The organism is Sphaerisporangium sp. NPDC051011, from assembly GCF_040653595.1.
Classification (GTDB): Bacteria; Actinomycetota; Actinomycetes; order Streptosporangiales; family Streptosporangiaceae; genus Sphaerisporangium.
Genome location: NZ_JBFAGG010000005.1, coordinates 24106 through 38144 on the forward strand (window position 1 = coordinate 24106; position 14039 = coordinate 38144).

A 14039-nucleotide genomic window follows, 5' to 3' on the forward strand; every position below is an offset into this window, starting at 1 on the left:
TGCGTTCTCCTCCCTCCCCAGACCGGAACGCTGAGCTGCAGGGATGCCATGACTGCCCCTTCCGTCCTCCCCTCGAATCCGAACGCGACTCGGTCCGTTGTCCCCAGAACCCGGTTCTACGGCCGGCGCGGCGGGCGAAGTGCGCGAAAGTCGCTGCCGGAGGTGGTCACATGGCCGCGGCACATGAGCTCGGAAGGTACGGCGAGCAACTCGCCGCCGATTATCTACGGGCAGCCGGTTTCAAGATCATTGATCGCAACTGGTCCTGCCATGAGGGGGAGATCGACATCCTCGCCCGTGACGGATCCGCCCTGGTGGTCGTGGAGGTCAAGACTCGGTCGGGCAGGAGCCACGGCACCGCGTTCGAGGCCGTGACCCCGGCGAAGCTGGCGCGCCTGCGCACTCTGGCAGCCCGCTGGCTCAACGGCCAGACCGAATGGTTCTCCGCCATCCGCATCGACGTGGTGGCGCTGGAGCGCTTCGCCGGCGAGTTCTCGATCCGGCATGATCGGGGGGTTTCGTAAATGACCGTCGCCCGCACGCGCTGTGTCGCGCTGGTCGGCGTCAGTGGTCACGTCGTCGAGGTCGAGGCCGATGTGGGTCAGGGCATCGCCGGCGTCAGCCTGATCGGCATGCTGGACACGGCGCTGAGCGAGGCCCGTGACCGTGTCCGTTCGGCCATCGTCAACAGCAGGTTCGCCTGGCCCGACGCCCGGGTCACGATCAGCCTGTTCCCTGCCAGCCTCCCCAAACGGGGCAGCCTTTTCGATCTCGCGATCGCAGTCGCGCTGCTGGGCGCGGCCGGCCTCGTCCCCCGGCAACCGATCTCCCGGCCGTTCTTTCTCGGAGAGCTCGGGCTGGACGGAACGGTGAAGCCGGTCCGCGGCATCCTGCCCGCCGTGATGGCCGCGGCGGAGGCCGGTGCCGGTTGCGTTGTCGTGCCGATCGCGAACGCCGCCGAAGCCGGGCTCGTGCCAGGCGTGGACGTCGTGCCGATCCTCACGCTCGCCGAGCTGGTCGAGTGGCTGCGCAATGGCGATCCGATGAGCAAGCCGACTCCGGCGGGCGCGGGCGACCCGATGGCGTCGACGGATTCACTTCCTCCTGGCGATTCTCCGCTCGATCTGGCGGACGTCGCCGGCCAGGCCACGGCGCGGCGTGCGCTGGAGGTCTGCGCCGCGGGGGGCCACAACCTCTGGATGCTGGGACCGCCCGGCACAGGGAAGACCATGCTGGCCGAGCGGCTCCCCACGCTCCTGCCCCCTCTGGACCGTGACCAGGCACTGGAGATCACGGCGATCCATTCGGTAGCCGGCGCCCTTCCCGCCGGGCGGCCGTTGCTGACGCGGCCACCGTTCATGGCCCCCCACCACACGGCCACGATCGCCGCCATCGTGGGAGGCGGAAGCGGGGTGATCCGGCCGGGGGCCGTCTCGCTCGCGCACCGCGGGGTTCTGTTCCTCGACGAGGCGCCCGAGTTCCCGGCACGGGTGCTCGACTCGCTGCGGCAACCCGTGGAGTCCGGCAAGGTGATCGTCGCCAGGGCGGCGGGAACGGTGTGCTTTCCGGCCCGTTTCATGCTTGTGCTCGCCGCCAACCCCTGTCCCTGCGCCCAGTCGTCCACTCCCGAGCACCCCTGCCAGTGCACACCCACCCAGCGGCGGCGTTACCTGGCTCGCCTGTCCGGGCCGCTGGTGGACCGCATCGACGTCAAGGTCCGCCTCGCGCGCTCCACCCGGCGCGAACTGCTGGCGGACCGGCAGTTCATCGAGCCCAGCGCCGTCGTGGCCGAGAGAGTGGCGCTGGCACGGGAACGCACGCTCAAGCGGCTGGCCGGAACACCGTGGCGGTGCAACGCCGAGATCCCCACAGCGTCCCTGCACGCTGACTTCCGGCTGCCCGCATCCGCGATGGCGCCCCTCTATCGCTGTCTCGACACCGGCGAGCTCAGTGCCCGGGGCCTGGACCGGGTGATCCGTGTCGCCTGGACCCTCGCGGACCTCATTGGCAAGGACAAACCTGACATCGCCGAGAGCACCACCGCCCTCGGCCTGTGGCTGGGGGCCGAATGAACACCACACCATTCCCCGACGAGACCCACCCGGACCGCCGGAACCGCACCCCCGCGGCGCCGCCGACGGCGACCGCGAGTACCGCTCCTGAGAATCCGGCCGGCTGCGCGGCGCTGGACGATTCGGCCGGCGCGCATGGGCCTGCCCAGGATGTGCAGGCCCAGGCTGAAGGCAGCACGAAATCCGATCAGAGCACAGAGGCGGTGCCCAACGCCCGCGGCGCGCCGGCACCCGACGACCACGCCGCGAGCGCACCCGACCAGCGTGCCGTGACGGTGTCCGATGGTCTTGTGGTGGCCGGCCGTGCGGTGACCGATGCGGTCGAGCGGAAGGCCGTCGCGAACCCGGGCGATCTTCAGTGGGACGCGGTGCGGCTGGCCCGAGTCACGTTAATGCGTGTGGCGGACGCCGGAGACGCGGTGATGGGCCGCCTCGTCGCCGCGTACGGGCCTGAGGGCGCGCTCGGCCAGGTACGGCGTGGTCACCTTGATCCGAGCTTCGTCGAAGAGTTGACCCGCGAGCGAGGCCGCACACCGGACATCGCCCGCATGCTGAGTGGATGGCGGGCGCGGCTCCTGGTCGCCGACCCGGTGGCCGACCTCACCGAGGGGCAGGACCTGGGTGCCCGTCTGATCGTGCCGGGTGATCTCGAATGGCCCACCCAACTGGACGACCTGGGTCCGGAGAAGCCTTTCGGGCTGTGGCTCCACGGCGACGCGGATCTCCGCTTCTCGTGTCTTCGGTCGGTGGCCGTGGTCGGCTCCAGGGCCGCCACCCCGTATGGCACCCATGTGGCGGCGGAGTTCGGCGCCGATCTCAGCGAAGGAGGGTGGACCGTCATCTCCGGTGGTGCCCACGGAGTGGACGCGGCGGCGCATCGAGGAGCCCTGGCCGGCGAGGCCCGGACGATCGCCGTGCTGGCCTGTGGCACGGACATCGCCTACCCCGCCGCCAATCAGGATCTTTTCGCGGCCATCCGGGCCAGGGGCGTGGTGGTCAGCGAGTCGCCCATGGGCGTCCGCCCGACACGGCTGCGCTTTCTCGTCCGCAACCGGCTGATCGCCGCACTGTCCCGGGGAACGGTCGTCGTCGAGGCGGCCGTGCGCAGCGGAGCCCTCAACACGGCGAGCCACGCCGTCGCCCTTCGGCGTCACCTGGCCGCCGTGCCCGGCCCGGTGACCTCAGAGAACTCCACCGGCTGCCATCGGTTGATCCGCCGGGCGGAAGCGGTCTGCGTGACGTCGGCGCGGGAGGTCATCGAGCTGGTCGGGGCGATCGGAGACGATCTCGCGCCGGAGCCCAGAGGCCCGGTCCTCGCCAGGGACGCCCTGGATGAGGACACCCGCAAGGTCCTGGAAGCGGTCCCCGCGCGCGGAGGAACCGGTCCCGCGACCATCGCCCTCGATGCCGGGCTCGACCTGATGACCACTCTGGCCTGTCTGGGAGGCCTGGCCGCCGCAGGCTACGTCGAACGCGCCCCCCGAGGTTGGCGTCTCCGAAGATCAACGCCCGCCCCATGACCCAGCGCCTCCGAAGACCAAACCCCCACCCATGACCCATTAATCCATTCCCCCGGCGAGCCCGCTCCGACGACTTGCCGTGCGTCGGGTGCTGGGGACGAAGCTCGGGTCGTCGGGGCGTGGCGCGGGTGCCGGTGACTGCCGCCGGTGCCGCGCAGGCAAGGGAGAGGGTAGAAGCGAGCGACCCGTACCCGGTGCTACCCGGTGACCGTGCCACTCGAGGCCGTGAGTTGATGTGCGTGAGTTGATGTTCGGGGCCGGGGGCACCGATGTGCGTTACCGGTGTCCTGCGGGTGGGTTACCGGCTGGTGCGGCCTGGTGGGGGGTGAGTTGCCGGTGCAGGCGTGTGGTGCCGGTGTTTGGGGTGCCGGATTGGTGTAGTGATGCCTGCTGTGGGCCTGCGAGTCGGGTGTGGGCCTGCGCGTCAGCTGGAGAAGCCTTCCTTGGGCATTTCCAGGTCGGGCTTGGCCAGTTCTTCTACGTTGACGTCCTTGAAGGTGACGACACGGACGTTCTTGACGAACCTGGCAGGGCGGTACATGTCCCACACCCAGGCGTCCTGCATCTTCACGTCGAAGAAGACATCACCGTTCTCGGCGGTGCGCACGTCGAGATCGACGGAGTTGGTCAGGTAGAAGCGCCGCTCGGTCTCGACGACATAGGTGAACAGGCCCACCACATCGCGGTACTCCCGGTAGAGCTGCAACTCCATCTCGGTCTCGTATTTCTCGAGATCCTCTGCGCTCATCCCGGCCCTCCACTTTCCTTCCTCCCCCGGTGCGGCCGCTCAGGCGACACCGGCCCCCATTTCATTCTCGCCTATCCCGGCCCCCGCTCCGGACCGCGCCACCGTGTTCACGGTTACGAATGAGAACCGATGATGCGGGCTGGGTCCATGGGCCGCCAGAGCGCGACGGTGCCCCGCCGTCACGTACCCCTTGTGGTCGGCGAAGCCGTACTGAGGGTAGAGGTCGTCCAGCGAGGTCATCATGCGGTCTCTCGTCACCTTGGCGACGATGGACGCCGCGGCCACGCACGCCGAGACCTGGTCTCCCTTCCACACCGCCAGCGACGGGGCGGGCAGGCCAGGAACCGGGAACCCGTCGATCAGAACGTACCCGAGATCGCACTGAAGACCTGCGACGGCCCGCCGCATCCCCGCGATGTTGCACTTGTGCAGGCCGCGCGCGTCGATCTCCTCCGGCGGGATCGTCACCACCTTCACCGAGCGCGCGGTCGCCATGATGCGTTCGTGAAGCTCCTCACGCCGGGCGGGGGTCAGCGCCTTGGAGTCGGCCAGGCCGTCGATCTCGGCGCGCAGGACCACGGCCGCGACCACGAGCGGCCCGGCGCAGGCCCCGCGGCCCGCCTCGTCGACACCGGCGATGGGCGACAGTCCCCGCCGTGCGAGCGCACGCTCATATCCGTACAGACCAGAATCGCGGCGTACGATGCTGGGGCGCGGACGGTAGAGAACAGTCATAAGCCAAGCGGCACGGAACCCCGCCGCGAAGGGATCAACCCGCGGGACGGTCGGACCCCCCGGCCGGTGAACGGCGATGCGAGCACGACCATGGGCCAAGCCTACGCCCGAAACGGCTACGGAGGTACGCTATCGCCCCTTTGAGAACCTCCCCGGCCCCCTCTCTGCCCGGCCTGCACGCGCAGCCACCAGGGAGAACGGCCAAGACCGGCGCGCCTGAGGGCGAGATCCCTCCGGCTACGTCAACTGCACGACCTTCCATCCCACGCCACGTCGAGGCCATGGCCGTGCCGGGACGACGCGAGGTGGGGGCACAGATTGGCGCCGCCATGCGACCGGCTCGACACATGTCCGTTGACACTCCACCTCCGGCCTGAAGTGAAGACCGGGGCACCGCGGACGATCCTGGGAGCACGGGATAGGGATGCGGGCGGCCACGCGCCCGGTCTGCGCGGCCTATCCGGACCCTTCGTACGCGCTAGCGGATCTTGGTGAAGGTTTCCGGGACCGGCAGCGTCGTCAGGCGGGAGAACGGCCAGTACACCGCGAAGGCCCTGCCGATGACATCGCTGGTGGCGATCGTCCCGTGGGAGCCGTTCTTCATGAAGGCGCGGGAGTCCTCCGAGGCGGCGCGGTGGTCACCCATGAGCCACAGACGGCCCTTGGGCACGGTGACGTCGAACTTCTCCTGCGACGGGAAGTCCTGTGGGTTGAGGTACGACTCCTCGTCGAGGGGGACGCCGTTCACCGTGATCCGGTTCTGGGCGTCACAGCACTTCACATGGTCGCCCCCGATACCGATGACCCGCTTGATCGTGGTGGCGCCGTCCCAGCCCTTGAAGACGACGACCTCGCCGCGCCCGAGATCCCCCGTGAGACGGTTGACGATCACCCTGTCGTTGATGAGCAGCGTGTTCTCCATGGACTCCGACGGGATGAAGAACGAGTCCAGGACGAAGACGCGCACCAGCAACGCGACGACGACCCCTCCGAGCACGAGCAGCACGGACTCCCGCCACCCCGACTTCTTGCTCCTCGCGCCGGACTTGGCGGCCTCGGGCTCGTCGGACGACGGCGCATCCGAGCCGGACGCCGATCCCGGACGCTCCTCCGCCACCGGCTCCACGTGGTCCTCCGCGCCGAAGGCAGCGCCCGGCCCAGAGGCCGCGGTGCCGTTCGAGCCACTGAAGTCAGGCGCGGAGGCGGCAGAGCTGGACGAGCCGGGCGCATCGGCACCGCCGGGGTCAGGAGTACCGGGGTCGGGCTCGGGCTTGTGCTCTGTGACGCTCATCGGAACTTTGGGGCGGATTCCCGGTGAGGCGCCGGGAGAGGTTCACGGCCCCGTCTCCTTCAAATCTCTCGGGGATGGACGGACGGCTCCGCGCCTCTCGGGCGTGGAGGAACGTTTCGCACTCACTGCACGGAACAACGGTTCCGAATCATAGGGGTGGAAAGGGTGCCGAATGTCCGAAGTCACCAGAAACACCCCCGCATCGAGCCTGTGGCCGGCCCAAGGGTCTCCCCAACCGACTCCTCACCAGGAGAACACGCACACCTCTTGATCAGCCCACCCCCAACACCCTCGGCGAAGGCAGCGTCACAGCCGGGACGGCTTGCCAGGTCTGGCCGCCGAGCAGCACGACGTGGATGAGGTGGCGGCGGGACGTGGGGTGGGGGTTAGAGGGTGGTGGGGAGTTTGGGGTTGGTCAGGTAGCGGCGGCGGAAGGCTACCAGGGGGAAGGCGCCGGCGAAGCCGAGAAGCAGAGGGGACGAGGACTCGGCGAAGGCCACGGCCTTGAGGGCGGGTTGGGTGAAGGTGTCCGGGATCGGGAGGGTGGTCGCGCGGCCGAAGGGCCAGACGATGACGAAGGCCCGCCCGACGACGCTGTCCTTCGGGATGGCGCCGCCGCCCGGGTCGCCCTGGTGGGACCGCGAGTCCAGGGACACGGAGCGGTGGTCGCCCATCACCCACAGGCGGTCCTTCTCGACCTTGATCTCGAAGAACTTCTGGGACGGCTGGTCGTCCGGATACAGGTAGGCCTTCTCGTCGAGCGGGACGCCGTTGACCGTGATGCGCCCCTGGGGGTCACAGCACTTCACCGTGTCGCCGGGCAGGCCGATGACGCGCTTGATGTAGTCCTTCTCGCCGGGGACGACGCCGAACGCCGTGCCCACCCAGCGGAAGAAGCCGGCGACCGGGTTGGACGGCTCGGGGACGTCGATCTCACTGGCCCAGGAGTCGACGCCGGAGAAGACGACGATGTCGCCGCGCTCGATGTCACGCGTGTGGTAGACGAGCTTGTTGACCAGCACCCTGTCGTTGACGAGCAGGGTGTTCTCCATGGACTCCGAGGGGATGTAGAACGCCTGGACCACGAAGCTCTTGATGATGAGCGCCAGCAGCAGCGCCACCACGACCAGCACCGGCAGCTCGCGCCAGAACGAGCCCTTCTTTTCCTTGCCGCCCTTGGCAGCCGGCTTGGTGTCTTCCGCGACCACGTCTACCTCGTCCTCGACGGGGCGGCGCGGCCCGCCGGCCCCCTGGCCATCGCTAGTCATCGCTGTCGAGCCTAAATGATGCCCGCTCCACGCCGGGTCGCCGACTCGGCTTCACGTCCAAAGAACTGGGCACTTCCAGGGGGTTGACCTGTGAGGCCGCCGGTGGACGACGGAACGTTCCAGCTGGGGCTCCCGGCCCGGCGGGGCCGCCCGAGCAGGCCCCGGCAGAACCCCATCAAAATGGCCCGCATCCCTGGTGGGATGCGGGCCACCTGTACGTGAAGGCTACTTGCTGGTGGGCAGAGCGTCGCGCTTCTCGCGGATGCGGGCGGCCTTGCCACGCAGGTCGCGCATGTAGTAAAGCTTCGCCCTGCGGACGTCACCGCGGGTCACGACATCGATCTTCTCGATGACCGGGCTGTGCACCGGGAAGGTCCGCTCGACGCCCACGCCGTAGCTCACCTTGCGGACGGTGAACGTCTCGCGGACGCCGCTGCCCTGGCGGCGCAGGACGAAGCCCTTGAAGACCTGGATGCGGGACCGGTTGCCTTCGACGACGCGAACGTGGACCTCCAGCGTGTCGCCCGGGCGGAAGCTCGGGACGTCACTGCGTACGGCGGCCTTCTCAAGCTCCTGGATCAGCGTGTGCATGGCAGCGGTTCCTCGATTGAAGCGAGCACCCGGAGGTCCGCCCGGCCATGCGCGTAGCACGGCATCGAGGTGGACACGAGCGCTGGGCTGAATACGTCTGGGAGGCCGGGCGTCGCTCTTGCCCGAGCCAGCCGCGCATCGACCATGGACGGGCCGACGGCAGCAGTTCAGTTTGCCATATCTTCCGGCGGGAAGCGAAACGAAGCGTCGTCGAGGACCTCGCGGTCGCGCTTGTCAAGGGCTCCGGGGCCGAGGCGCGCGAGCAGTTCGGGCCTGGTGGAGGCGGTGCGGCGCAGCGCCTCGTCCCGCCGCCAGCGGGCGATGGCCCCGTGGTTGCCCGACAGCAGGATGGGCGGCACCTCGTGGCCGCGCCAGACCGGGGGCTTGGTGTAAACCGGGCCTTCCACGAGGGAGGCCATGGCGCCGGGGGCGAAGGAGTCGTCGGCGACGGAGTCGGCGTTGCCGAGCACGCCGGGCAGCAGGCGCCCGACGGCCTCGACCATGACCAGCACCGCCGCCTCGCCGCCCGCGAGCACGTAGTCGCCGATGCCGACCTCGTCGACGCGCAGGCGAGAGCCGTATTCGGCCATGACGCGGGCGTCGATGCCCTCGTAGCGGGCGGGCGCGAACAGCAGCCAGGGCTCCTTGGCGTATTCGAGCGCCACTTCCTGCGTGAACGGGCGGCCGCTGGGCGTTGGCACGATCAGGCGGGGCGGCGCGGTGGCGGCGCCGGTGATCGCGTCGATGGCCTCGCCCCACGGCTCGGGCTTCATGACCATGCCCGGCCCGCCGCCGTACGGCGTGTCGTCGACGGTGCGGTGGACGTCGTGGGTCCAGTCGCGGAGCTGGTGCACCCGGATGTCGAGGATGCCCCTCTGACGCGCCTTGCCGATCAGCGAGACGTCCAGCGGGGCGAAGTATTCGGGAAATATCGTGATGATGTCCACCCGCATGCCCGCGTCCCGCCCAGCCCCTGGGAACGGGGACAGGTCCGCCGCCACATCGGGCGTCACGTCCAGGCGCAGATCAGGCCCCTGGTCCGGGCTCGAGTCCAGGCCCATGTCAGCTCGCCTCGTTCAGGTCGAGCAGCCCGGGCGGGGCGTCCACGATGGCACGGCCGGCGGCCAGGTCGATCTCGGGCACCAGGGCCTTGACGAAGGGGACGAACACCTCGCCGCCTCCGCGCCGCACCACCAGCAGATCCTGCCCGTGATGGAGGACGTCCGTGATCTCGCCAACGGGCTCGCCCTCGACGGTGACCACGGCCAGGCCGATGAGCTGGTGGTCGTAGAACTCGTCCGGGTCCTCCGGCGGGGGGACGTCGTCGGAGTCGATCACCAGCATCGTGCCGCGTAGCGTCTCGGCGCCGTCGCGGCCGAGGACGCCCTCGAAGCCGAGCAGCAGGATGTTCTTGTGCCAGCGCGCGGTCTCGACGACCAGCGGGCCGGCGTCCGCGGGGTCGGTCGCCAGCGACGCGCCGGGGGCGAAACGCATCCCCGGGTCGTCGGTGCGCACCTCGACCGTCACCTCGCCACGGATGCCGTGCGGGCGGCCGATGCGGCCGACGACGAGCTGCACGTCGCTGCTCCTTCCAAACTCGTTCTGAACTTGAGGAGCCCGGGAGGGCGCCGCAGAATCGCGACAGGGGACCGCCCGGCTGCCGGGGGTCCCCTGTCCAGAGGGCTGGTGCCCTCTGAGCCTCGTTACCGGGCTTCGTTCAGGTCGAGCAGGTCGACCCGTACGTACTTGCCGTCGGCCAAAGCGTTCATGACGGTGCGAAGCGCCTTGGCCGTGCGGCCGCCACGGCCGATGACCTTGCCGAGGTCCTCGGGGTGAACCCGGACCTCCAAGACACGCCCGGTGCGAATGCGACGGGCGCGCACAAGAACGTCGTCGGGGTGCTCGACGATGCCCTTGACCAGATGCTCGAGGGCTTCCTCAAGCACCTCAGACCTCGCCTTCCGGCTTCTCCTCCGCGGCCGGCTCGGCCGGAGCAGCGGGGGTGTCGTCGGCCTTCACGGTCTTCTTGGCCTTGCGGGCGGTGGTGGCGTTGCCGGTGCCGGTGTCACCGGACAGCGCCTCCTTGGCCGCGGCCTCGTAGATGGCGTGACGGTCGGGCTTGGCCTCGGCGACCAGCAGAGGCGCGGGGGCGGGCTCGCCCTTGAACTTCTGCCAGTCACCGGTCAGCTTGAAGATCTTGAGGACCGGGTCGGTCGGCTGAGCGCCGACGCCGAGCCAGTACTGCGCCCGCTCGGAGTCCACCTTGATGAACGAGGGGTTCTCCTTGGGGTGGTAGAGGCCGATCTCTTCGATCGCACGGCCGTCACGCTTGGTGCGGCTGTCCGCCACCACGATGCGGTACTGCGGGTTGCGGATCATGCCGAGCCGCTTGAGCTTGATCTTGACTGCCACGGGTGTGGTCTCTCCTGGGCTTTGAGCGTGGGTGGACGGGCGTCTCGCCGAGTGGGGCACGACGGGATGACCGCCCGAGGGACAAGCGTGATCCGCGGGGGTGAGAGGGCACCCACGGCCACGGTGTTCCAACATGACATTCTGCCAGATGTTCCGACCGCTTTCCGAATCGGCGCGACCTCACACCGTGTCGGACCGCCACCCGAGCCAGACGCCCACCCAGACGCCCGCGCCAGATGCCCAACCAGACATCAGGCAGACGCCCGGCCGGAAAGCCTCAGCCGGACGCCCGAGCCGAGACACCCGAAAGGCCACGCCCGGCACACGAGCCGGGCCGCCACCGGCGGACTACCCCTGGCCGGGAAGGCGGAACTTGGACGGGTCGAAGCCGGGCGGGAGCTCCAGGCCGGGGGGCAGCTGCCCGCCGACGCCGCCCAGGCCGGCGAGCCCCGGCGGCAGCGGCTCGGAGGACCCGCCGCTCGCGGCGCCGGCCTTGCCGAGCGCGGCCTTGCGCGGGTCGCCGCTGACCCTGCGGCCCTTCTTGGCCTTCTTCTGCGCGGCCTTGCCGCCCTTGCGCCCGCCGGGCATGCCCGGGATGCCCATGCCCCCGGCGACCTGCTTCATCATCTTCTGCGCGTCGAAGAAGCGGGTGACCAGGTTGCTGACCTCGGTGACGGTGACGCCGGAGCCCCGGGCGATGCGGGCGCGGCGCGAGCCGTTGATGATCTTGGGTTCCTGGCGCTCGGCCGGGGTCATCGAGCGGATGATGGCGGCGACGCGGTCGAGGTCGCGCTCGTCGACCTGGTTGAGCTGGTCGCGCATCTGCCCCATGCCGGGCATCATGCCGAGCAGGTTCTTCAGCGGCCCCATCTTGCGGACCATCATCATCTGCTCGAGGAAGTCGTCGAGCGTGAAGCCGTCGCCGGAGACGAGCTTGCCCGCCATCTTGGCGGCTTCCTGCTCGTCGAACGTGCGCTGCGCCTGCTCGATCAGGGTGAGGATGTCACCCATGTCGAGGATGCGGCTCGCCATGCGGTCGGGGTGGAAGGCGTCGAAGTCCTCGAGCTTCTCGCCCGTGGAGGCGAACATGATGGGACGGCCGGTGATGTGCCGCACCGACAGCGCGGCACCGCCGCGGGCGTCGCCGTCGAGCTTGGTGAGCACGACGCCGTCGAACCCGACCCCGTCCATGAAGGCCTGGGCGGTGGTGACGGCGTCCTGACCGATCATCGCGTCGACGACGAACAGGACCTCGTCGGGGCTGACGGCGTCGCGGATGTCCGCGGCCTGCTTCATCAGCTCCTGGTCGATGCCGAGACGGCCGGCGGTGTCGATGATGACGATGTCGTGCTGCTGGCGCCGGGCGTGGTCGATGGAGCCGCGCGCCACGCCGACCGGGTCGCCGACGCCGTTGCCGGGCTCGGGCGCGTAGACCGGGGTGCCGGCGCGCTGCCCGACGACCTGGAGCTGCTGGACGGCGTTGGGCCGCTGGAGGTCGGCCGCGACCAGGAGCGGGGCGTGGCCCTGCTCGCGCAGCCAGCGGGCGAGCTTGCCGGCGAGCGTGGTCTTGCCCGCGCCCTGCAGGCCCGCGAGCATGATGACGGTCGGCGGGTTCTTGGCGTACCGCAGCCGCCGGGTCTCGCCGCCGAGGATCCGCACCAGCTCGTCGTTGACGATCTTGACGACCTGCTGGGCGGGGTTGAGCGCCTGGGAGACCTCGGCCCCGCGCGCGCGCTCCTTGACATGGGACACGAAGTCCTTGACGACCGGCAGGGCGACGTCGGCCTCGAGGAGCGCGATGCGGATCTCTCGACAGGTCGCGTCGATGTCGGCGTCTGACAGCCTGCCCTTTGACCTGAGGGATGAGAAGACCGATGTCAGGCGGTCGGAAAGCGTCTCGAACACGTGATGGCCAGCCTCTGTGTCACGGGTCGTCCGGGGTGAGTTGACTCGAACTCTCAGCCTATCCGCTCCTGAGGCCGGTCACGCGTACCCGGCCGCGGGGCGAGGGGCCGGGAACGCGTCAGCTCCTCCAGCCGGGCACCGAGACCCGCATCGTCAGAGCGTGCTCGACCAGGGCGATCAGCGTGCTCTTGACCGATTCCCGTTTGCGCGCGTCGGTCTTGACGATGGGGACATGCGGTCCGAGCGTGAGCGCGTCGCGCACCTCCTCGTCGGCGTACGGGTGCTGGCCTTCCCAGCCATTGAGGCCGACGACGAACGGCAGCTTGGCCTCCTCGAAGTAGTCGACCGCGGGGAAGCTGTCGGCGAGCCGCCGGGTGTCGACCAGGACGACGGCGCCGATGGCGCCGCGGACCAGGTCGTCCCACATGAACCAGAACCGGTGCTGGCCGGGCGTGCCGAAGAGATAGAGGATCAGTTCGCTGTCCAGCGACACGCGGCCGAAGTCCATCGCGACGGTCGTGGTGGCCTTGCGCGGGATGAGCCCCAGGTCGTCGATGCCGGCGCTGGCGTCGGTCATGACGGCTTCGGTGGTGAGGGGGACGATCTCGGAGACCGCCCCGACGAAGGTGGTCTTGCCGACGCCGAAGCCGCCCGCGACGACGATCTTCGTCGAGGTCAACCCGCCGCGGCTAGAGCCTGCGAAGTCCACTGAGTACCCTTTCGAGCAGGTTGAAGTCCGGCTGTCCGGCGTCCAGTTGCGGGTGGTGTAGCTGGACGAATCCTTCCGCGGCCATGTCCGAGATGAGGACCCGGGCCACGCCGAGGGGAACCCGCAGGAGCGCGGAGATCTCCGCGACGGAGCGCACCTGGCGACACAGCGTGTTGATCGCCTGGTACTCCGGAATCAAGCCGGAAATATCTTGATAAGGAGGAATCGTGGAGTGCACCAGCGTCTCCATGGCGAGGTGCGTCCGCGGTGCCGAGCGCCCGCCGGTGACCGTGAAGGGCCGGACGGGCGAAGAAGGTTCCTGTTGGTAGGGCCGTAAACCGTCCTCCCAGCCCGGACCGCCCATGGAGTTCACCGCGGCGACGACGCCTGAAGCTCGGCGCGCACGGCCGGGGTAAGCACCTGACCGGCACGCTCGACCATCAGCGTCATCTGATAGGCGACCAGGCCCATGTCGCAGTCGGGCGCGGCGAGCACGGCGAGACAGGAGCCGTCGCTGACCGACATGATCAGCAGAAGCCCCCGCTGCATCTCCACGACGGTCTGCGTGACCGCCCCGCCCTCGAAAACCCGGGAGGCGCCCTGCGTCAGGCTGATCAGACCCGCGGCCACCGCCGCGAGCTGGTCGGCCCTGTCCTTCGGGAAGCCCTCGGAATAGGCGAGTGGCAGCCCGTCGGACGACACCACCACCGTGTGGGCCACTCCCGGCACCGACCGGACGAAGTCGGTGATCAACCAGTTGACTCCGCGGGCGGCCTGGCTCAGCTCTC

Annotated in this window: 16 protein-coding genes; 3 read left to right on the forward strand and 13 right to left on the reverse strand. The window is 69.5% G+C overall.

Annotated elements, in window-relative coordinates:
• Positions 1-170: 170 nt before the first annotated feature.
• From AB0H21_RS12970 to dprA, 3 genes are read left to right on the forward strand one after another with little or no spacing between them, the layout of a single operon-like run.
• Positions 171-524, forward strand: coding sequence for a YraN family protein (locus tag AB0H21_RS12970; protein WP_358515498.1), 354 nt, complete (start codon positions 171-173; stop codon positions 522-524).
• Positions 525-2072, forward strand: coding sequence for a YifB family Mg chelatase-like AAA ATPase (locus AB0H21_RS12975; protein ID WP_358515500.1), 1548 nt, complete (start codon positions 525-527; stop codon positions 2070-2072).
• Entirely contained in the window at positions 2069-3592 is a 1524-nt protein-coding gene (gene dprA, locus AB0H21_RS12980) for a DNA-processing protein DprA (RefSeq protein WP_358515503.1), read from the forward strand. The genes AB0H21_RS12975 and dprA overlap by 4 nt, the downstream gene beginning before the upstream one ends.
• Positions 3593-4016: 424 nt before the next feature.
• Here the strand turns inward: dprA and AB0H21_RS12985 are convergent, their stop codons facing one another.
• The 13 genes from AB0H21_RS12985 to AB0H21_RS13045 form a co-directional block, all read right to left on the reverse strand.
• Positions 4017-4340 carry a DUF2469 domain-containing protein gene (locus AB0H21_RS12985; protein WP_030511723.1) on the reverse strand — a complete coding sequence of 108 codons (324 nt, stop codon included), beginning with the start codon at positions 4338-4340 and terminating at the stop codon, positions 4017-4019.
• Between the two features lie 39 nt (positions 4341-4379).
• Positions 4380-5075 (reverse strand): ribonuclease HII, encoded by a 696-nt coding sequence (locus AB0H21_RS12990; RefSeq protein WP_358515508.1) that lies wholly within the window; start codon positions 5073-5075, stop codon positions 4380-4382.
• A 478-nt stretch (positions 5076-5553) separates the two neighbouring features.
• Positions 5554-6366 (reverse strand): signal peptidase I, encoded by an 813-nt coding sequence (gene lepB / locus AB0H21_RS12995; RefSeq protein ID WP_358515510.1) that lies wholly within the window; start codon positions 6364-6366, stop codon positions 5554-5556.
• A gap of 386 nt (positions 6367-6752) precedes the next feature.
• On the reverse strand, positions 6753-7634 hold the full coding sequence (gene lepB, locus AB0H21_RS13000; protein ID WP_358515513.1) for a signal peptidase I: 882 nt from the start codon (positions 7632-7634) through the stop codon (positions 6753-6755).
• A 225-nt stretch (positions 7635-7859) separates the two neighbouring features.
• Complete coding sequence (gene rplS / locus AB0H21_RS13005) at positions 7860-8225, reverse strand: 50S ribosomal protein L19 (protein WP_358515515.1); 366 nt, start codon at positions 8223-8225, stop codon at positions 7860-7862.
• A 167-nt stretch (positions 8226-8392) separates the two neighbouring features.
• Entirely contained in the window at positions 8393-9178 is a 786-nt protein-coding gene (gene trmD, locus AB0H21_RS13010; protein WP_358516539.1) for a tRNA (guanosine(37)-N1)-methyltransferase TrmD, read from the reverse strand.
• A 109-nt stretch (positions 9179-9287) separates the two neighbouring features.
• A complete protein-coding gene (gene rimM, locus AB0H21_RS13015) occupies positions 9288-9803 on the reverse strand; it encodes a ribosome maturation factor RimM (protein ID WP_358515518.1) in 516 nt (171 codons plus the stop codon).
• Positions 9804-9928: 125 nt separating this feature from the next.
• Positions 9929-10171 carry an RNA-binding protein gene (locus tag AB0H21_RS13020; RefSeq protein ID WP_114028904.1) on the reverse strand — a complete coding sequence of 81 codons (243 nt, stop codon included), beginning with the start codon at positions 10169-10171 and terminating at the stop codon, positions 9929-9931.
• 1 nt (position 10172) lies between these two features.
• Positions 10173-10637 carry a 30S ribosomal protein S16 gene (gene rpsP / locus AB0H21_RS13025; RefSeq protein WP_358515521.1) on the reverse strand — a complete coding sequence of 155 codons (465 nt, stop codon included), beginning with the start codon at positions 10635-10637 and terminating at the stop codon, positions 10173-10175.
• A 348-nt stretch (positions 10638-10985) separates the two neighbouring features.
• The gene (ffh, locus tag AB0H21_RS13030; RefSeq protein WP_358515524.1) at positions 10986-12542 is read right to left on the reverse strand and encodes a signal recognition particle protein; all 1557 of its coding nucleotides are present in this window, start codon (positions 12540-12542) and stop codon (positions 10986-10988) included.
• A gap of 118 nt (positions 12543-12660) precedes the next feature.
• Positions 12661-13221 (reverse strand): ATP/GTP-binding protein, encoded by a 561-nt coding sequence (locus tag AB0H21_RS13035; protein WP_358515527.1) that lies wholly within the window; start codon positions 13219-13221, stop codon positions 12661-12663.
• Positions 13222-13231: 10 nt separating this feature from the next.
• Positions 13232-13615, reverse strand: coding sequence for a DUF742 domain-containing protein (locus tag AB0H21_RS13040; protein ID WP_114029192.1), 384 nt, complete (start codon positions 13613-13615; stop codon positions 13232-13234).
• Between the two features lie 5 nt (positions 13616-13620).
• Positions 13621-14034 carry a roadblock/LC7 domain-containing protein gene (locus tag AB0H21_RS13045; protein WP_204070212.1) on the reverse strand — a complete coding sequence of 138 codons (414 nt, stop codon included), beginning with the start codon at positions 14032-14034 and terminating at the stop codon, positions 13621-13623.
• Positions 14035-14039: the final 5 nt, after the last annotated feature.

Coding starts and splice junctions, on each gene's coding strand:
- lepB (WP_358515510.1), bottom strand. CDS start 6,366: ATGAGCGTCACAGAGCACAAGCCCGAGCCCGACCCCGGTACTCCTGAC.
- AB0H21_RS12985 (WP_030511723.1), bottom strand. CDS start 4,340: ATGAGCGCAGAGGATCTCGAGAAATACGAGACCGAGATGGAGTTGCAG.
- lepB (WP_358515513.1), bottom strand. CDS start 7,634: ATGACTAGCGATGGCCAGGGGGCCGGCGGGCCGCGCCGCCCCGTCGAG.
- AB0H21_RS12975 (WP_358515500.1), top strand. CDS start 525: ATGACCGTCGCCCGCACGCGCTGTGTCGCGCTGGTCGGCGTCAGTGGT.
- AB0H21_RS12990 (WP_358515508.1), bottom strand. CDS start 5,075: ATGACTGTTCTCTACCGTCCGCGCCCCAGCATCGTACGCCGCGATTCT.
- dprA (WP_358515503.1), top strand. CDS start 2,069: ATGAACACCACACCATTCCCCGACGAGACCCACCCGGACCGCCGGAAC.
- AB0H21_RS12970 (WP_358515498.1), top strand. CDS start 171: ATGGCCGCGGCACATGAGCTCGGAAGGTACGGCGAGCAACTCGCCGCC.
- trmD (WP_358516539.1), bottom strand. CDS start 9,178: ATGCGGGTGGACATCATCACGATATTTCCCGAATACTTCGCCCCGCTG.
- AB0H21_RS13040 (WP_114029192.1), bottom strand. CDS start 13,615: ATGGGCGGTCCGGGCTGGGAGGACGGTTTACGGCCCTACCAACAGGAA.
- rplS (WP_358515515.1), bottom strand. CDS start 8,225: ATGCACACGCTGATCCAGGAGCTTGAGAAGGCCGCCGTACGCAGTGAC.